20 protein-coding genes are annotated in these 13,998 nt (G+C 57.4%); 13 read left to right on the forward strand and 7 right to left on the reverse strand.

All coding sequences use genetic code 11. The annotated features are described in order from the left end of the window. Nucleotides 1-66 precede the first annotated feature (66 nt). Both ACR3EG_RS20710 and ACR3EG_RS20715 read right to left on the reverse strand, forming a co-directional pair. Nucleotides 67-495, reverse strand: coding sequence for an Lrp/AsnC family transcriptional regulator (locus ACR3EG_RS20710; RefSeq protein WP_480497837.1), 429 nt, complete (start codon nt 493-495; stop codon nt 67-69). A gap of 34 nt (nt 496-529) precedes the next feature. Then, nucleotides 530-1,762 (reverse strand): MFS transporter, encoded by a 1,233-nt coding sequence (locus tag ACR3EG_RS20715; RefSeq protein WP_480497992.1) that lies wholly within the window; start codon nt 1,760-1,762, stop codon nt 530-532. A gap of 180 nt (nt 1,763-1,942) precedes the next feature. On the opposite strand from ACR3EG_RS20715, the gene ACR3EG_RS20720 reads away from it, so the two are divergent. From ACR3EG_RS20720 to ACR3EG_RS20750, 7 genes are all read left to right on the forward strand, one after another. Then, nucleotides 1,943-2,557 carry a ribonuclease D gene (locus ACR3EG_RS20720; RefSeq protein WP_480497835.1) on the forward strand — a complete coding sequence of 205 codons (615 nt, stop codon included), beginning with the start codon at nt 1,943-1,945 and terminating at the stop codon, nt 2,555-2,557. Next, the gene (locus tag ACR3EG_RS20725; RefSeq protein WP_480497833.1) at nt 2,554-3,522 is read left to right on the forward strand and encodes a KpsF/GutQ family sugar-phosphate isomerase; all 969 of its coding nucleotides are present in this window, start codon (nt 2,554-2,556) and stop codon (nt 3,520-3,522) included. The genes ACR3EG_RS20720 and ACR3EG_RS20725 overlap by 4 nt, the downstream gene beginning before the upstream one ends. A gap of 12 nt (nt 3,523-3,534) precedes the next feature. After that, entirely contained in the window at nt 3,535-4,134 is a 600-nt protein-coding gene (gene lptC / locus ACR3EG_RS20730) for an LPS export ABC transporter periplasmic protein LptC (protein ID WP_170353775.1), read from the forward strand. Between the two features lie 60 nt (nt 4,135-4,194). Next, nucleotides 4,195-4,629, forward strand: a complete 435-nt coding sequence (locus ACR3EG_RS20735; RefSeq protein WP_480545910.1) for an LptA/OstA family protein — start codon at nt 4,195-4,197, stop codon at nt 4,627-4,629. Beyond that, nucleotides 4,629-5,387 (forward strand): LPS export ABC transporter ATP-binding protein, encoded by a 759-nt coding sequence (lptB, locus tag ACR3EG_RS20740; RefSeq protein WP_170755376.1) that lies wholly within the window; start codon nt 4,629-4,631, stop codon nt 5,385-5,387. The genes ACR3EG_RS20735 and lptB overlap by 1 nt, the downstream gene beginning before the upstream one ends. A gap of 252 nt (nt 5,388-5,639) precedes the next feature. After that, nucleotides 5,640-6,203 (forward strand): ribosome hibernation-promoting factor, HPF/YfiA family, encoded by a 564-nt coding sequence (hpf, locus tag ACR3EG_RS20745; protein ID WP_209195551.1) that lies wholly within the window; start codon nt 5,640-5,642, stop codon nt 6,201-6,203. A 60-nt stretch (nt 6,204-6,263) separates the two neighbouring features. Then, nucleotides 6,264-6,728, forward strand: coding sequence for a PTS sugar transporter subunit IIA (locus tag ACR3EG_RS20750; RefSeq protein ID WP_209195550.1), 465 nt, complete (start codon nt 6,264-6,266; stop codon nt 6,726-6,728). A 74-nt stretch (nt 6,729-6,802) separates the two neighbouring features. Here ACR3EG_RS20750 and dalA read toward each other — a convergent pair whose 3' ends face one another. After that, nucleotides 6,803-7,318, reverse strand: coding sequence for a divisome-associated lipoprotein DalA (dalA, locus tag ACR3EG_RS20755; RefSeq protein ID WP_480497830.1), 516 nt, complete (start codon nt 7,316-7,318; stop codon nt 6,803-6,805). A gap of 168 nt (nt 7,319-7,486) precedes the next feature. Between dalA and ACR3EG_RS20760 the strand changes: the two genes are divergently transcribed. Continuing rightward, nucleotides 7,487-8,083: a L,D-transpeptidase gene (locus tag ACR3EG_RS20760; RefSeq protein ID WP_209195548.1), complete on the forward strand. Its 597-nt coding sequence runs from the start codon at nt 7,487-7,489 to the stop codon at nt 8,081-8,083. Nucleotides 8,084-8,222: 139 nt separating this feature from the next. Then, nucleotides 8,223-8,405, forward strand: coding sequence for a hypothetical protein (locus ACR3EG_RS20765; protein WP_037313128.1), 183 nt, complete (start codon nt 8,223-8,225; stop codon nt 8,403-8,405). An 83-nt stretch (nt 8,406-8,488) separates the two neighbouring features. On the opposite strand, the gene hemH is transcribed toward ACR3EG_RS20765, so the two are convergent. Together hemH and ACR3EG_RS20775 are read right to left on the reverse strand one after the other, a co-directional pair. Next, on the reverse strand, nt 8,489-9,538 hold the full coding sequence (gene hemH / locus ACR3EG_RS20770) for a ferrochelatase (RefSeq protein ID WP_480497828.1): 1,050 nt from the start codon (nt 9,536-9,538) through the stop codon (nt 8,489-8,491). A gap of 56 nt (nt 9,539-9,594) precedes the next feature. Then, nucleotides 9,595-10,425, reverse strand: coding sequence for a methyltransferase domain-containing protein (locus ACR3EG_RS20775; protein WP_480497826.1), 831 nt, complete (start codon nt 10,423-10,425; stop codon nt 9,595-9,597). A gap of 46 nt (nt 10,426-10,471) precedes the next feature. Here ACR3EG_RS20775 and ACR3EG_RS20780 point away from each other — a divergent pair, with 46 nt between their 5' ends. Genes ACR3EG_RS20780 through ACR3EG_RS20795 form a run of 4 tightly spaced genes read left to right on the forward strand, consistent with a single transcriptional unit; the run spans nt 10,472 to nt 12,749 of the window. Beyond that, entirely contained in the window at nt 10,472-11,170 is a 699-nt protein-coding gene (locus tag ACR3EG_RS20780) for a ComF family protein (RefSeq protein ID WP_480497824.1), read from the forward strand. Nucleotides 11,171-11,207: 37 nt separating this feature from the next. Beyond that, nucleotides 11,208-11,465, forward strand: a complete 258-nt coding sequence (gene grxC / locus ACR3EG_RS20785; protein WP_170353766.1) for a glutaredoxin 3 — start codon at nt 11,208-11,210, stop codon at nt 11,463-11,465. After that, nucleotides 11,462-12,292, forward strand: a complete 831-nt coding sequence (locus ACR3EG_RS20790; protein ID WP_480497822.1) for a carbon-nitrogen hydrolase family protein — start codon at nt 11,462-11,464, stop codon at nt 12,290-12,292. The genes grxC and ACR3EG_RS20790 overlap by 4 nt, the downstream gene beginning before the upstream one ends. Nucleotides 12,293-12,308: 16 nt before the next feature. Then, nucleotides 12,309-12,749 (forward strand): MarR family winged helix-turn-helix transcriptional regulator, encoded by a 441-nt coding sequence (locus ACR3EG_RS20795; protein ID WP_170353764.1) that lies wholly within the window; start codon nt 12,309-12,311, stop codon nt 12,747-12,749. Between the two features lie 9 nt (nt 12,750-12,758). On the opposite strand, the gene ACR3EG_RS20800 is transcribed toward ACR3EG_RS20795, so the two are convergent. Together ACR3EG_RS20800 and ubiG are read right to left on the reverse strand one after the other, a co-directional pair. After that, nucleotides 12,759-13,244 carry a hypothetical protein gene (locus tag ACR3EG_RS20800; RefSeq protein ID WP_480497820.1) on the reverse strand — a complete coding sequence of 162 codons (486 nt, stop codon included), beginning with the start codon at nt 13,242-13,244 and terminating at the stop codon, nt 12,759-12,761. Nucleotide 13,245: 1 nt separating this feature from the next. Beyond that, the gene (gene ubiG / locus ACR3EG_RS20805; RefSeq protein ID WP_480497818.1) at nt 13,246-13,992 is read right to left on the reverse strand and encodes a bifunctional 2-polyprenyl-6-hydroxyphenol methylase/3-demethylubiquinol 3-O-methyltransferase UbiG; all 747 of its coding nucleotides are present in this window, start codon (nt 13,990-13,992) and stop codon (nt 13,246-13,248) included. Nucleotides 13,993-13,998 lie beyond the last annotated feature (6 nt).

Genomic DNA, 13,998 nt, shown 5'->3' on the forward strand with positions numbered 1-13,998 from the left:
GTCCGGGATTCTGATCAATCCGGGTCAGGTTAGCTGCGGCAGGGTTTACAGAGGGTTAGCGCCCAATCATTTCCGGTCGATCCTGCGGCCAAAAACAACGCTGGTATTAGTGCGCAGAACACCGGGGATCTTAGCCAATTCGTCAACCAGAATGTCCAGGTCCTCGATTCTGGGGGCTTCGGCGGACAGAAGTAGGTCAAACTCGCCATTGATTGACAGACACCGCTTGACCTCGGGGTAAGCCTCAAGCCGTTTGATGATGCGGGTCGTCTCTTTCTGTTGGACTTCCAGCAACACCACGACCTGAACACGCGGGGTGTCTTCAGCCTTGTTCAGCACAACGGAATACCCTGCGATGACTCCGCTTTCCTCCATCCGCCTGATCCGCTCATGCACGGTTGTGCGTGCCAACCCAAGTTTGGCTGCGATCTTGGTGGTTGATTCCCGCGCGTTGTGTTGCAGGGCAGCGATGATACGACGGTCCAGTTGATCCATAACGTCAAGGTGTAAGGCAGAGTGGGGCACAGCCTCAAGGCTTGGACGCATCTTTACCTGCGGTCCCCTCGGGCGATTTTTCCGGCCACAGCACACTGACAATGACAAGACCGGAAAACGCAGCAATAGTCATCCAAGTCAGCGTCACTGCCGTGCCTTTCGTTGTCATCAGCCAACCGGCCAATGGATAAAGCATCAGCCAGCATAGATGTGACAGTGTAAACTGCGCGGCAAAAACGGCCGGGCGGTCTTCTGGTTTCGCGGACCGGGACAATAAGCGCCCGGACGGTGTCAGGGTGGACGAATAGCCAAACCCAACGCAGACCCAGATCAAGGCGAGTGTAGTGAGTGTCATCGGGAAACTGGCAAACAGATAAGCAGCCATGGCCATGAAAATTGTGCCTGTGGTGGCCCCGAACAGCATAACCGAGCGGTCCCGAAACCTGTTCAGCAAAGAGGGCAGAGTGATGGCTGCCAGCATTGATCCCCCTCCGAATCCGGCCAAAGCCAGTGCGACTGCGCTTTCCGGTAACCCCATATCGGTGCGCACGATGACGACTGTGTTCACGATGACCATCGCGCTGAGGGCGGCAGCGGTCCACGTCAGGGCCAGTAGCGCCCGCAGACGCGGAGTGTTCAGGTAGATACGAATGCCACGGGTTGTGCGGTCGTAGATCCCGCGGGGCCGTGTCGGCGTGGGCGAAGGCAAGGCGACCGAAACGACCAGCAGAGCAGAAGCGACAAAACCCAAGGCGGTGCCCCAGAACAGGCTGTCGAAGCTGACGATAGTCAGCAAAGCTGCAGCCAAGGATGGGCTCAGGACACTTTCCATATCATAGGCCAGCCGGGACAGCGAAAGGGCCTTGGTATAATCCTGTTCGTCGGTCAACACGTCGGGGATGGTGGCCTGAAAGGCCGGAGTGAAACCGGCAGACGCCGATTGCAGGATGAAGATCAGCACATAGACGTGCCAGACTTCGGTTACGAAGGGCAGGAACACCGCGACGGCTGCGCGCACGATATCCAGCACAACAAGCATTTTGCGCCGATCGACGCGCTCGGCAAAGGCCGCAGCCAGTGGTGCTACGGTGACATAGGCTACCATTTTGATTGTCAAAACAGTTCCAAGCACCAATGCTGCAGTGTCTTGTGCGAGGTCATAGGCCAGCAAACCCAAGGCAATTGTTGCCAACCCGGTTCCGGTCAAGGCCGCGACTTGTGCGGCCAGCAAGTGGCGGTAGGTTCGGTTGCGCAGCACGCTCAGCATTTGCGATACCTCGGGGTTTCCTAAGCGCGATATCAACGACACGGGGGTGGCCGCCATTTTCCAGCACTGGAACGCGAGGTCAAGAAACCCGCGCATATAGGCCGCGTTCCACGGATGGCGTTGAGTTTAGGGATCAAACCGCCTATCTCGGAGGCGAAATCGCACAAAAGGACAAGCTCGTTGGCCAACCATCTCTATAAAAACGACCTGCCGGACGGGTTGGACCTTGGCCCTGTCGTGGCCATCGACTGCGAAACCATGGGTCTGAACCCACATCGGGATCGCCTGTGCGTGATCCAGATGTCGGGTGGCGACGGCAACAGCCACATCGTGCAAGTGGAAAAGGGTCAGACCAACGCCCCGAACCTGTGTGCGATGCTTGAAAATCCCAATGTGTTGAAACTGTTCCACTTTGGCCGTTTTGACATCGCCGCGATGTACCATGCCTTTGGTGCCCTGGCCGCGCCGGTTTATTGCACCAAGATCGCCAGCCGTCTGGTGCGCACCTATACCGACCGTCACGGATTGAAAAACCTGTGTCAGGAGCTGATCGGCGTCGACATCTCGAAACAGCAACAAATGAGCGATTGGGGCGCCGAAACCCTGACCGACGCACAGTTGGAATATGCTGCCTCGGACGTTTTGTACCTGCACCGCCTGCGCGAGGCGCTGGACGAGCGGCTGGCCCGCGAAGGCCGAACGGAAATGGCTCAGGCCTGTTTTGACTTCTTGCCGATGCGTGCGAAACTTGACCTCGCCGGTTGGCCCGAAACGGATATTTTTGCGCACTCATGACCGATACCGAAGCTTTCCTGAGAACCGCCCGACAGGTCGTCACCGACGAAGCCCGCGCGCTTGACGTGCTGGCCGATAGCCTGAACGAAGATTTCGCCGAGGCCGTGCAGCTGATCCTGCAGGCGACGGGCCGTATCATCATCAGTGGCATCGGCAAATCGGGGCATATCGGCCATAAGATAGCGGCGACATTGGCGAGCACCGGAACACCCGCTTATTTTGTTCACCCGGCCGAGGCGAGTCATGGCGATCTGGGAATGGTGTCCAAAGGGGACGTTGTTCTTGCGATCTCGAATTCGGGCGAAGCGCCTGAACTGGCAAACCTTCTGGCTTTCACGCGCCGCTTTGGCATTCCGCTGATCGGCTTGTCCAGTAAACCCGAAAGCACGCTGATGAAACAAGCGGACGTGCATTTGCTGATCCCGTCGATGGGTGAGGCGTGCGGGTTTGGAATGGTGCCTTCCATCTCGACCACGCTGACGCTGGCGATGGGGGACGCGCTGGCGATTGCGCTTATGAAATATCGAGATTTCAAGCCTGAGAACTTTCGAGACTTCCACCCCGGTGGCAAACTTGGAGCGCAGTTAAGCAAGGTGCGCGACCTGATGCACACTGACACGCCAGTTGTTTCATCAGGAACACCTATGGGCGAAGCGCTATTGGTCATGAGCCAAAAAGGCTTCGGTGTGGTCGGAGTCACCGATCATAACGGGCGGCTATTGGGTATCGTGACAGATGGCGATCTGCGACGAAATATGGATGGGCTTCTGGGATACTCAGTCGATCAGGTTATGACCACTGACCCGCGTACCATTGGGCCAGATGAACTGGCCGAAAGTGCTGTTGCGTTGATGACTATGCAAACACCCAAGATTACATGCCTTTTCGTAGTTGACCCTGAGTCCGATCGGCAGGCCGAAGGGATCTTGCATATCCACGACTGCCTGCGCGTTGGACTGGGTTAAGAGGGCGCGACCGTGGACAGCCATTCACGCATGGTGCAATTCCTCAAAGTGCTGCTGCCGTTGGTGGCCATCGTGATGCTGTCCACCGTGTTCCTTCTGTCCCGCAGCATCGAAACCGACGTCAAAGTTCCCTTCACACAACGCGATATAGAAGAACGTCTGGCGGATCAGATCGTGACTCGGCCCAATTATCGCGGAACCACGCGCAAGGGCGAAGAAGTTCAGATCGAAGCAATCCAGGCCACACAAGGTACCGAAAACTCGGTCCCTACAGCATCCGAGTTCCGTGGGCGGCTGGGGCTGTCTAACGGGGGTATCATCACTCTGGATTCGAACTCGGGCATGATCCGTCCTGACAAGAACACTGCGACCTTCATCGGGGATGTGGTGATCACGACCACTGACGGAATCGAAGTGACCACGAATTTGCTGAACACCGCGCTGGACGAAATACGCGGAGACACTCCGGGTCAGGTCAATGGGACCGGGGTTATCGGAAATTTTTCAGCAGGTCGCATGACCTTTGGGACCGAAAAAAAGGACGGCCCGGTCCATATTATTTTTACAGACGGCGTGAAACTGATATACGAGCCGAAAAGAGCAGAAAGATAGCCTGTGTTCGATTTTCGAATTGCCCTTGTCGGAATTGCCTTGTTGAGCAGCACTTTTTCCGTGTCCGCTCAGGAAACACAAGTGGCGTTTGGCGCACAAAAAGCTGACCCCAGCCTGCCAGTCGAAGTCACGTCTGAATCGTTGAACGTGAATCAGGAAGATGGCTCGGCCGAGTTCATTGGCAATGTAATTGTCATTCAGGGTGAAATGCGCCTGACGGCCGAGCGCGTGCTTGTCATCTACAACGCGGATCGGTCTGGCATCGAGCGTATGGAAGCGACCGAGGATGTGGTTCTGGTCAGCCCGCCAGATGCAGCTGAAGGGGATTGGGCCGAATATACCATCGATTCGGGCGTGATCGTCATGCGCGGCAACGTTCTGCTGACGCAGGGGCCAAGTACGATCAGCGGGGATCAGATGAACGCCAACCTGACGACAGGGACGGCGACCATGACGGGCAACGTTAAAACCATTTTGCAGCAGGGTGCCAACTGATGGCTGGACCGAACCTAAAACTGGCTCAGGGCAGTTCGGGGCTCAGGATCGAAAAGCTGCGAAAGTCTTATCGGAAAAAGACCGTCATCCGAGATGTGTCAATGACGTTGGACCGATCTGAAGTGGTCGCTTTGCTGGGGCCGAACGGGTCCGGCAAGACCACCACTTTCTATTCTGTTGCAGGGTTGGTTTTTCCCGAAGCTGGTCGCGTAACCATCGATGGGCAGGTGGTGACGACCCTACCAATGTATCGCCGGGCGCGGCTTGGGATCGGATATTTGCCGCAAGAGATGTCCATTTTTCGCGGGATGAGCGTTGAAGACAATATCTCGGCTGTTCTGGATATCACGGTGGGTCACGCCCATCGCCGCAAAGAGCGCCTGGAAGAGCTGCTGTCCGATTTCTCGATTGAGCATCTGCGCCGTGCGCCCGCGTTGGCCTTGTCAGGTGGCGAACGGCGCCGGGTCGAGATTGCGCGTTGTCTGGCTGCCGATCCAAAGTACCTGTTGCTCGACGAACCTTTTGCCGGGGTCGACCCGATCAGTGTGGGTGACATCCGTCATCTGGTCGCAGATTTGAAGAAGCGCGGGATTGGGGTTCTGATCACAGATCACAATGTACGTGAAACGCTCGAGATCGTGGACCGCGCCTATATTTTGCATGATGGTCAGGTGCTTATGTCCGGCACACCGGACGAAGTCGTTGAAAACGAAAACGTGCGGCGCGTCTATCTGGGTGAAAACTTCCGTATTTCATAGGTTTGCGCGGTATTGCGCCGAATGCATGGCGGAAATCTCGTATATACACGCCTGTTTTGATTGACTCTTCCGCCGTCTCTTGCCTCAATTGGGTCATGGCATTTTTTCGGTTCCAGTCTGGATCACGATGCCCCTTCTTGGAAGGGATCAAGTTCCGGCTACCGCGGAACATGCCGATATCCCCCACCCGATAAAAAGAAGCGCGCTGTGTTACGCAGCGTCAGAATGGGTGTGAATTGTGAAGGAGATCACATGCGTTACCAAATCAGCGGAAAACAGATCGACATCGGTGAAGCACTTCAGACCCATGTGCAGACCGAACTTGGCGAGGTTGTGGGCAAATACGCCCAGCGACCGACCGACGCCAATGTCGTCTTTTCCCGTTCTGCGCATGAATATGTGTGCGAGACCACCGTACATCTTTCGACCGGTCTGACGGCGCAGGCCAAAGCCCATGCAACCGAGATTTACGCGGCATTCGAGGGGTGCTGTGACAAGATGGAAACACAATTGCGCCGCTATAAACGCCGCCTCAAGGATCACCACAAGGATCGGGTTGAGCCGGTTGAACTCTTCGGAGCTTCCTCTTATATCCTCGCCTCTGACGAATCTGAGTCGGCGGATGAGCCTGAAACTCTGCAGCCGATGATCGTGGCTGAGATGGAAACCAAGATCCCATCGCTGAGTGTCGGTGAAGCCGTTATGCAGATGGAATTGGCTGGTGCTCCGGTGCTGGTGTTCCGGAATGAGAACAAGGATGGATTGAATGTCGTGTATCGTCGGGAAGACGGTAACATCGGCTGGATCGATCCATAACAGGCAAGACTAGAAAGGCGTGCCCCTGTATCAGCGGGGGCTTGCCATTGGAGCAAAATCATGGAGCTTTCGAGCATTCTGAAGCCCGAAGCAGTACGTGTATTGTCAGCCGCTTCCAGCAAGAAGCGGCTGTTTCAGGAAATTGGCGATGTTGCTGCGGCAACCCTGGGCCTGGACGTGCAAACTGTCGTTGATGGTCTGCTCGAACGTGAAAGCCTTGGACCCACGGGTGTGGGCCATGGCGTTGCGCTTCCCCATGCGCGTCTGACCGAAATTGAACAGGTCGCTGGCGCGTTTGTCATGCTGGAAAAGCCCATCGATTTTGGCTCGGTTGATCGTCAGCCAGTCGATATCGCCTTCGCGCTTTTTGCACCGGAAGAAGCGGGTGTAGACCATCTGAAAGCGCTCGCGCTGGTGTCTCGTACCCTGCGTGACACGGCGGTTTGCGCCAAGCTGCGGGCCAACCCTGACCCGGTCAAGCTCTATGCGATCCTGACCGAGGCGCAATCGATGCAAGCGGCCTGATCCTGCGCTTGAAGCGTACTAACGAAAAAGCCCCCGATGATCGGGGGCTTTGTTTTTCCAGGCTACGGCGGTGGTCAGCCGCCCGTTCCCATTTCCAACGTCCACCAGATTTTTCCACCCGATTCTTGATGCCAAGCAAATCCCATCTGCGTGGCTTGAGGATCCAGTATCACTGATCGTGGACCGGGTTCCTGCATCCAGGCAGCCAATGTCTCGGTTTCGGTTTCGAAGGTCTCCGAAATAGCTTCGCCCAGGAATGTGCCGAAATACCCAACGCGGGCGGCCCGATCTATTGGGGATGATCCATCGGACCCAAAATGCCATGGCCGGTTCTGGCGTGCCATATCCTTGGAATGTGTGGCGGCCGTAGCATTGAGCTGTGAATTCAGTTGCACAGGCTGCAGGCTCGAAGCCTGCCGCAGTGCGTTAACCGAATCAAGCATGCGGAACTGCAGCTTTTCGGGATTGCCGCGAATCTTGTAAACGGTGGGCAGCGGACGGCCATCCGCACCAATCGTTGTGGTTGAGCTTGGGGTGCAAGCCGCCACAGCAGCAAAACATAAGAACAGAAGTGTAATAATACGCGTCATGGTCGACCTGATTTTTGTGTCATCTTACGCAATAGCGCGACCAACGGGCTTGGGCAAACCTGCAATGGCTGATTCCCGCGTGATTTTGCCGGTTTGATTTGCGATTGACGTATTCAGGCAATAAAATGCGTCAAATTCCTTTTCTGGTTTAGCAAAGGGCCGTCACAAATGGTCAAGAAACTCATTCCTTCCTCGCGCCGCGGATTTCTGGTCGGTGCGTCCGCCTTTCTGTCTACTCCGGCGATTGCTCAGTACATTCCGGGCGATCCTCTGCGTCCGGCACCCGAACCCGAACCACAGGTGCGGCGAAACATTTCGGGGTTCCGCGCTTTGGAGTGGCAGCCCTATTTTGACAACACGCGCAATGGCGCAATCCTGGTCGATACCGTTTCACGGGCGCTGCATTATTGGTCAGACGATCAAAGCGTGTATAAACTCTACCCATCATCGGTTCCGCTGACCGAAGAACTCACGCGTCGCGGTCGCACAAGCGTCATTCGCAAGGTCGAAGGGCCCAGCTGGGCGCCGACACCTTCGATGAAGAAGCGAAACCCCGAATGGCCGGACTATATCCCGCCGGGTCCAGATAACCCGTTGGGAACGCACGCTTTGTATCTAAGCTGGAAGTACTACCGAATCCACGGAACCCACGATACGCGCAAAATTGGGCGTCGGTCCTCGAACGGATGCATCGGTCTTTTCAACGAAGATATCGCCGAACTGTTTTCGATGGCGAAGGTTGGCACTCAAGTGTTGCTAATTTGACGACAAATCCGCGCATGAAGTCGCTTGCGAAGCAACTTCCATTTGCATTCCAGTTGGATAGCTGGTTAGAAAAAAACACGAGGTAAGTCTTGGGTGTGCGGTTTCGCTATCTGAAACCGTGCTTATTCTGGAGGTTAATATGAAGAAACTCGTTCTCGCCGCTGCACTGACTGCTGCTGCTTCGACCGCTTTTGCTGGCAACCTGGAAGAGCCGGTTGTTGAAGCACCTGTTGTTGTCGAAGAAACTCAGGGTTCGTCGCAGGGCATCATCCTGCCGCTGATCCTGCTGGTTGTTGTTGCAGCAGCTGTTGCAGCAAGCTAATTCGATACGAATTATCCAAGAAAAAGGCGGTGGAGAAATCCACCGCCTTTTTTGTGTCTGTTCGCCGGCCCTGACAGAGCTGGTCAGTCCAGCCAGCCTTTCAAATTGTCCTCGATTACTTTGCCCAAAGCAGCAATGTGCGAATCGTCGTCGTTGAGGCAGGGAATATAGGTAAAGCTCTCGCCGCCGGCCTCTTCAAAGCTTTCCTTGATCTCTTCGTTGATCTCTTCCAGCGTTTCGATGCAATCGGCCGAAAACGCAGGCGCGATCACCGCGATATTCTTTTTCCCCTGACGTGCCAGCTCTGCCACGTGATCGACCGTGTAAGGCTTCAGCCATTCCTCGGGGCCGAATCGCGACTGGAAGGTTGAGACAAGTTGATTATCCGCCCAACCCAGCCGTTCTTTCAGCAGGCGAGAGGTTTTTGCACATTGGCAGTGATAGGGATCGCCCTGCTGCAGATAGCGGTCCGGCATTCCGTGATAGGAGCAGACCAGAATGTCGGGCTTGGTCTCCATCGCGGCGTAGGCCTGTTCCACCGACCCGGCCAAAGCGTCGATATAGGCGGGCTCATCAAAATAAGCCGGAACCGTGCGGCTGGCGGGTTGCCAAGCCTCCTCCATCAGGGCGCGGAAGAATTGGTCATTGGCAGTAGCGGTCGTTGCGCCCGCGTATTGCGGGTAGAGCGGAAAGAACAAGATGCGATCACAACCCGCTGCCACCATCTCGCGCACTTTGGATTTGGTTGAGGGGTTGCCGTAGCGCATACAGAAATCGACCATCACCTGATCGCCATAGCGCGCCTGCATCGCATCGCGCATCTTAGCGGTTTGGTCCTTTGTGATCGTCATCAGCGGGCTTTCGCCCTTGTCGTGGTTCCAGATCGACTTGTACGCCTCGCCCGAGCTGAAGGGCCGTTTGGTCAGAATGATCCCCTGCAGGATCGGCTGCCATTTCCATTTCGGATAGTCGATGACGCGCTGATCCGACAAGAACTCGTTCAGGTAACGGCGCATGGGCCAATAGGTATAGTCGTCCGGCGTGCCCAGATTGGCCAGCAGAATGCCGACGCGGCCCATTTTCACCTTCGGGTGGTCGGCAGGGGCATGGGCGGGGCGAGTGGCGTCAAACATGAGGGGCTTCCTGAATTTCTTTGTACCGGGCTGAGATAAACGGATTTGTCCAGTCGTCAATCGGTCAGTTTGCCCTCTTTTGTGCCCAGCGCTTCGGCAAGGCGGGTTTGGGCCGATCCAGGGCGCAGGGGCTTTTGCTGACTGTCATCAGGGGACCAGCCGGTCAGGCAAATCAATTCATAGGTGGCGTTCAGCCGCCCTTCGGGCGTTGCAAAGTGATCGGCGTATATCTGCTGGGCGCGGTCAAAGACCTGCCGCCGAGTGGGGCGTTTGATGCGATCGGTTAGGCTGTTGGTTTCACCCATGGCGCGCAAGTCCTGCATCAGGTGCCGCAGATCGCGGTATTCCGCCGTCAGCCGCGCCGTATCTGCCACCGGTAAGGCCAGCCCGGCCCGTTGCAGCAAGCCGCCCAGATCACGCAGTTCGCCCATCGGTGCGATGCGTGGGCTGAGCCCGCCAGAGATTTCGATCTCGGCCTGGCCCAATGCGGCGCGCAGCTCGTGCAGGGTTTCTCCGCCCAGACAGACCACCAGCAACAGCCCGTCAGGCTGCAGGGCCCGGTGGCATTGAATGAGTTGGCCGACAGGGTCGTTGGCCCAGTGCAGCGCCAACGCGTGGATCACCAGATCATGCGCGCCGGGGGTCAGGTTCAGCACCTCATCATCCGTCACGATCTGCGCTTTTGGCATCACATCCCGCCAGATATTGGCAAACGGCGTCACCACAGCCGGGGCCGTAAAGGTTTTGTTAACCATGCTGAGTCGATCCTGAACCTCGTCCACGGCGGCGCGGTGCAGGAACAGCGCTTCATCCCGCGCGCGGGCGCGATGCAGGGTCAGGGCCTTGCGGTCGAACAGAGAGGGTGCGTTGGAAGCAGGCAGTTTCATAGGGCGCAAGTATCGCATCTGGCCGCGGATTCAAACCGCCCTTCAGATGATCTATCCACCCCGCTGCATGGGATGCGGAGAGCTGACCGAGTCCGATTTCGGCCTCTGCGGCCCCTGCTGGCGCGACACGCCCTTTATTGGAGGGGTGGTCTGCGAAAGTTGCGGCATGCCTCTGCCCGGTGAGGCGGATGGCCACCGGATTGAATGCGACGACTGTATGAAAACGCCCCGGCCATGGCAGGATGGACGCTCGGCGCTGTTGTATGATGGTAAGGCACGGGGGCTGATCCTTGCGTTGAAACATGGCGACAGGCCGGAATTGGCACGTCCGGCGGCGCGGTGGATGGCGCAGGCGGGTCGAGATTTGTTCCGCGACGATATGTTGCTGGCCCCGGTGCCACTGCATTGGTCCCGATTGTTGAAACGGCGCTATAACCAGTCGGCCCTGCTGGCGCAGCATCTGGGGCGGCACACGGGGCTTGAGGTCTGCCCCGACCTGCTGATCCGACGCATTAAAACCCCGGTTCTGGATGGAAAAACCGCCGCGCAGCGGGCCGAGACGCTGGAAAACGCCATTGCGCCGCATCCCAAACGCTTAAACCGGATGCACGGGCGGGATGTGCTGTTAGTGGATGACGTGATGACCTCGGGCGCGACGCTGGCGGCTTGTGCGCGAGTCTGTCTTGCGTCGGGCGCAAATCATATTTTCGTGTTGACCCTAGCGCGCGTTGCCAAGGATACCTAATTCGCGCAGGATTACGCGAAACCCGAAGGGACGACTTATGAAACCGGTTGAGATTTACACATCGCCTCTGTGCGGCTTCTGCCACGCCGCCAAACGCCTGCTGAAACAGAAAGGCGTCGAGTTCAAAGAGGTCGACGTTCTGATGCACCCCAAGCGCAAGCCCGAGATGATCAAACGTGCGGGCGGCAAACGCACCGTGCCGCAAATCTTCATCGGCACCCAGCACGTGGGTGGCTGCGATGACCTGTACGAACTGGACCGTCAGGGCAAGCTGGACCGTCTGCTGGCGGCATGAAGACTGCGCTGCTTCAGATCACCTCGTCGGATGATCCGTCTGACAATCTGAACATGGTGCGCGCCCTGATGGCCGAGGCCGCCGGGCAGGGCGCGCAGTTCATTCTGACGCCCGAGGTGACGAATTGCGTGTCCAATTCCACCACGCGCCAGCGCGAGGTTCTGCAGCACGAGGAAGATGACCAGACGCTGGCGGGCCTGCGCGATCAGGCCGCCGCGCTGGGCGTTTGGCTGCTGATCGGCTCGCTTGGGATCAAGACGCATGACGCCGATGGGCGCTTTGCCAACCGATCCTACATAATCGACCCGCAGGGCCAGATCGTGGCGCGCTATGACAAAATTCACATGTTCGACGTGCAGGTCTCGGAGACTGAGACCTTCCGCGAATCGAAAAACTACCGCCCCGGCGACCGGGCGGTGATTGCTGACACCGATTTCGGCAAGGTCGGCATGGCCATCTGCTACGACATCCGCTTTCCGCATCTCTTTGCCGCCTTGGCGCAGGGCGGGGCGCGGATTCTGACCGTTCCGGCGGCGTTTTCGCCGGTTACGGGCAAGGCGCATTGGGAATCGCTTCTGCGCGCACGGGCGATTGAAAACGGAGCCTGGGTACTAGCCCCGGCGCAAACCGGCGCGCATCCGAAAACCCGTGGCAAGACCCGCCACACCCATGGTCACAGCATGGTTGTGGCCCCATGGGGAGAGGTCGTCATCGACGCAGGCACCGATCCGGGCATTCACATTTTCGATTTGGATGATAGTTCTGTGACAGAGGCACGCCGCCGCGTGCCCTCATTGACGCACCTGCGGGCTTTTGACGGCCCCTGATCCAGAGCCGGACCCAATGACGGACGACACCAATGCCCTTGCGGTCACGCTGTTCAGCGAGATCCTGACCGCCGACCAGCTATTGCGTAATCGGCTCAGCCGGGTGCTGCCCAAGGGCATGGAAATCTCGCATTTCTCGGTGCTGAACCATCTGGTTTTTGTCGGCGATGAGCGCACACCCGCGCAACTGGCCAGTACCTTCCACGTCACGCGCGGGGCGATGACCAACACTTTGGCCAAGCTGGAATGGGCCGGATACATCCACATCCGCCCCGACTGGGACGACGCCCGCCGCAAAATGGTCGCCATCAGCCCCGCCGGTCGCCGCGCGCGCGATCAGGCGATTTCCTCGATTGCCCCGCTGATCAACCGCGTGGTCGGAGAGCTGGGGCTGGAGCGCGTTCGCAGCACGTTGCCCGTGTTGAGGGATTTGCGGTTGCAGTTGGAAGGGGAGTAGATGGCAACTCTAACTTTCCCAAATCGCCCGCCAATCGGTATGAGGGCCAATTGTAGTTAAACGGCTGGTGTCAATGAAACGTGAAGATGGAATTTCACGTCTGCATCGATCGACATATTCTAGAATGCTCTCGTAAATCTCGGCGCTATCGGCGTCGTGCCGAAAATTAATTTCGGCGGCAAGTTTGTAGTCTCGAAAAGCGAACACCTTTTTTCTGGTTCTTCGCGTTCGGCGTTTCTCCGAAGTGAAATACTCTCCGCGAACTTGAGTGCCCAAAAAGTACAACCGAATGTAGCCGACGATCTCATTAAAGACCCACGGCCCGTATGTGTCGTGCAAGTGCTGACCACGTTGCTTTCGCGACCGCTCAATGATCTCTGAGCTCACTTCGTTCCAGATTGGGTCACCAAACGCGCTGTCTCTTTCTGCATCAAGCGCAGATTGATATTCCGCCTTTGGAAGCCGGTAGACGGGCACGTCAAAGAAGTACTTCATATCAAGAATGCTTCACACTCGCCGTCACATAATTCACGCTCAAATCCCGGTCCGAGATCGACCAGCTCCACAAGATCGGGTTGAACACGAATCCCTTGCGGTCCACCGGCTCCAGCCCGGCCTGACGCAGCAGGTCGAACAGCTCATCGGGGGTGATGAACTTGTTCCACTCATGCGTGCCGCGCGGCAGCCAGCGCATGACGACTTCGGCCCCGAAAATGGCTATCGCGTAGGATTTAGGGTTGCGGTTGATGGTTGAACACACCTGTAGCCCGCCGGGTTTCAGCAATTGCTGCGTGGCGGTGAGATAACCCAGAGGGTCGGCCACGTGTTCGACCACCTCCATATTCAGCACCACGTCGAATTGCTCGCCTGCGGCGGCCATGTCCTCGGCGGTGGTGTGGCGATAATCGATCTCAAGCCCCGACTGCTCGGCATGGATGCGGGCGACGGGCAGGTTGCCCTCGGCGGCATCGGCACCCACGACCGTTGCGCCCAAGCGCGCCATCGGTTCGCTCAGCAAGCCGCCACCGCAGCCGATATCCAGCAGGCGCAGGCCCTCGAACGGTTTTGCGGCCGTCAAATCGCGGTCAAATTCCCCCGCAATCTGCTGTGTGATATAGTCCAGACGGCACGGATTGAGCATGTGCAAGGGTTTGAATTTCCCATGGGGGTCCCACCATTCGGCGGCCATCGCCTCGAATTTTGCGATCTCGGACGGGTCCACCGTGTTCGGATGCGCTTGCATTCCTGT

Source organism: Ruegeria sp. AM7 (assembly GCF_056535965.1).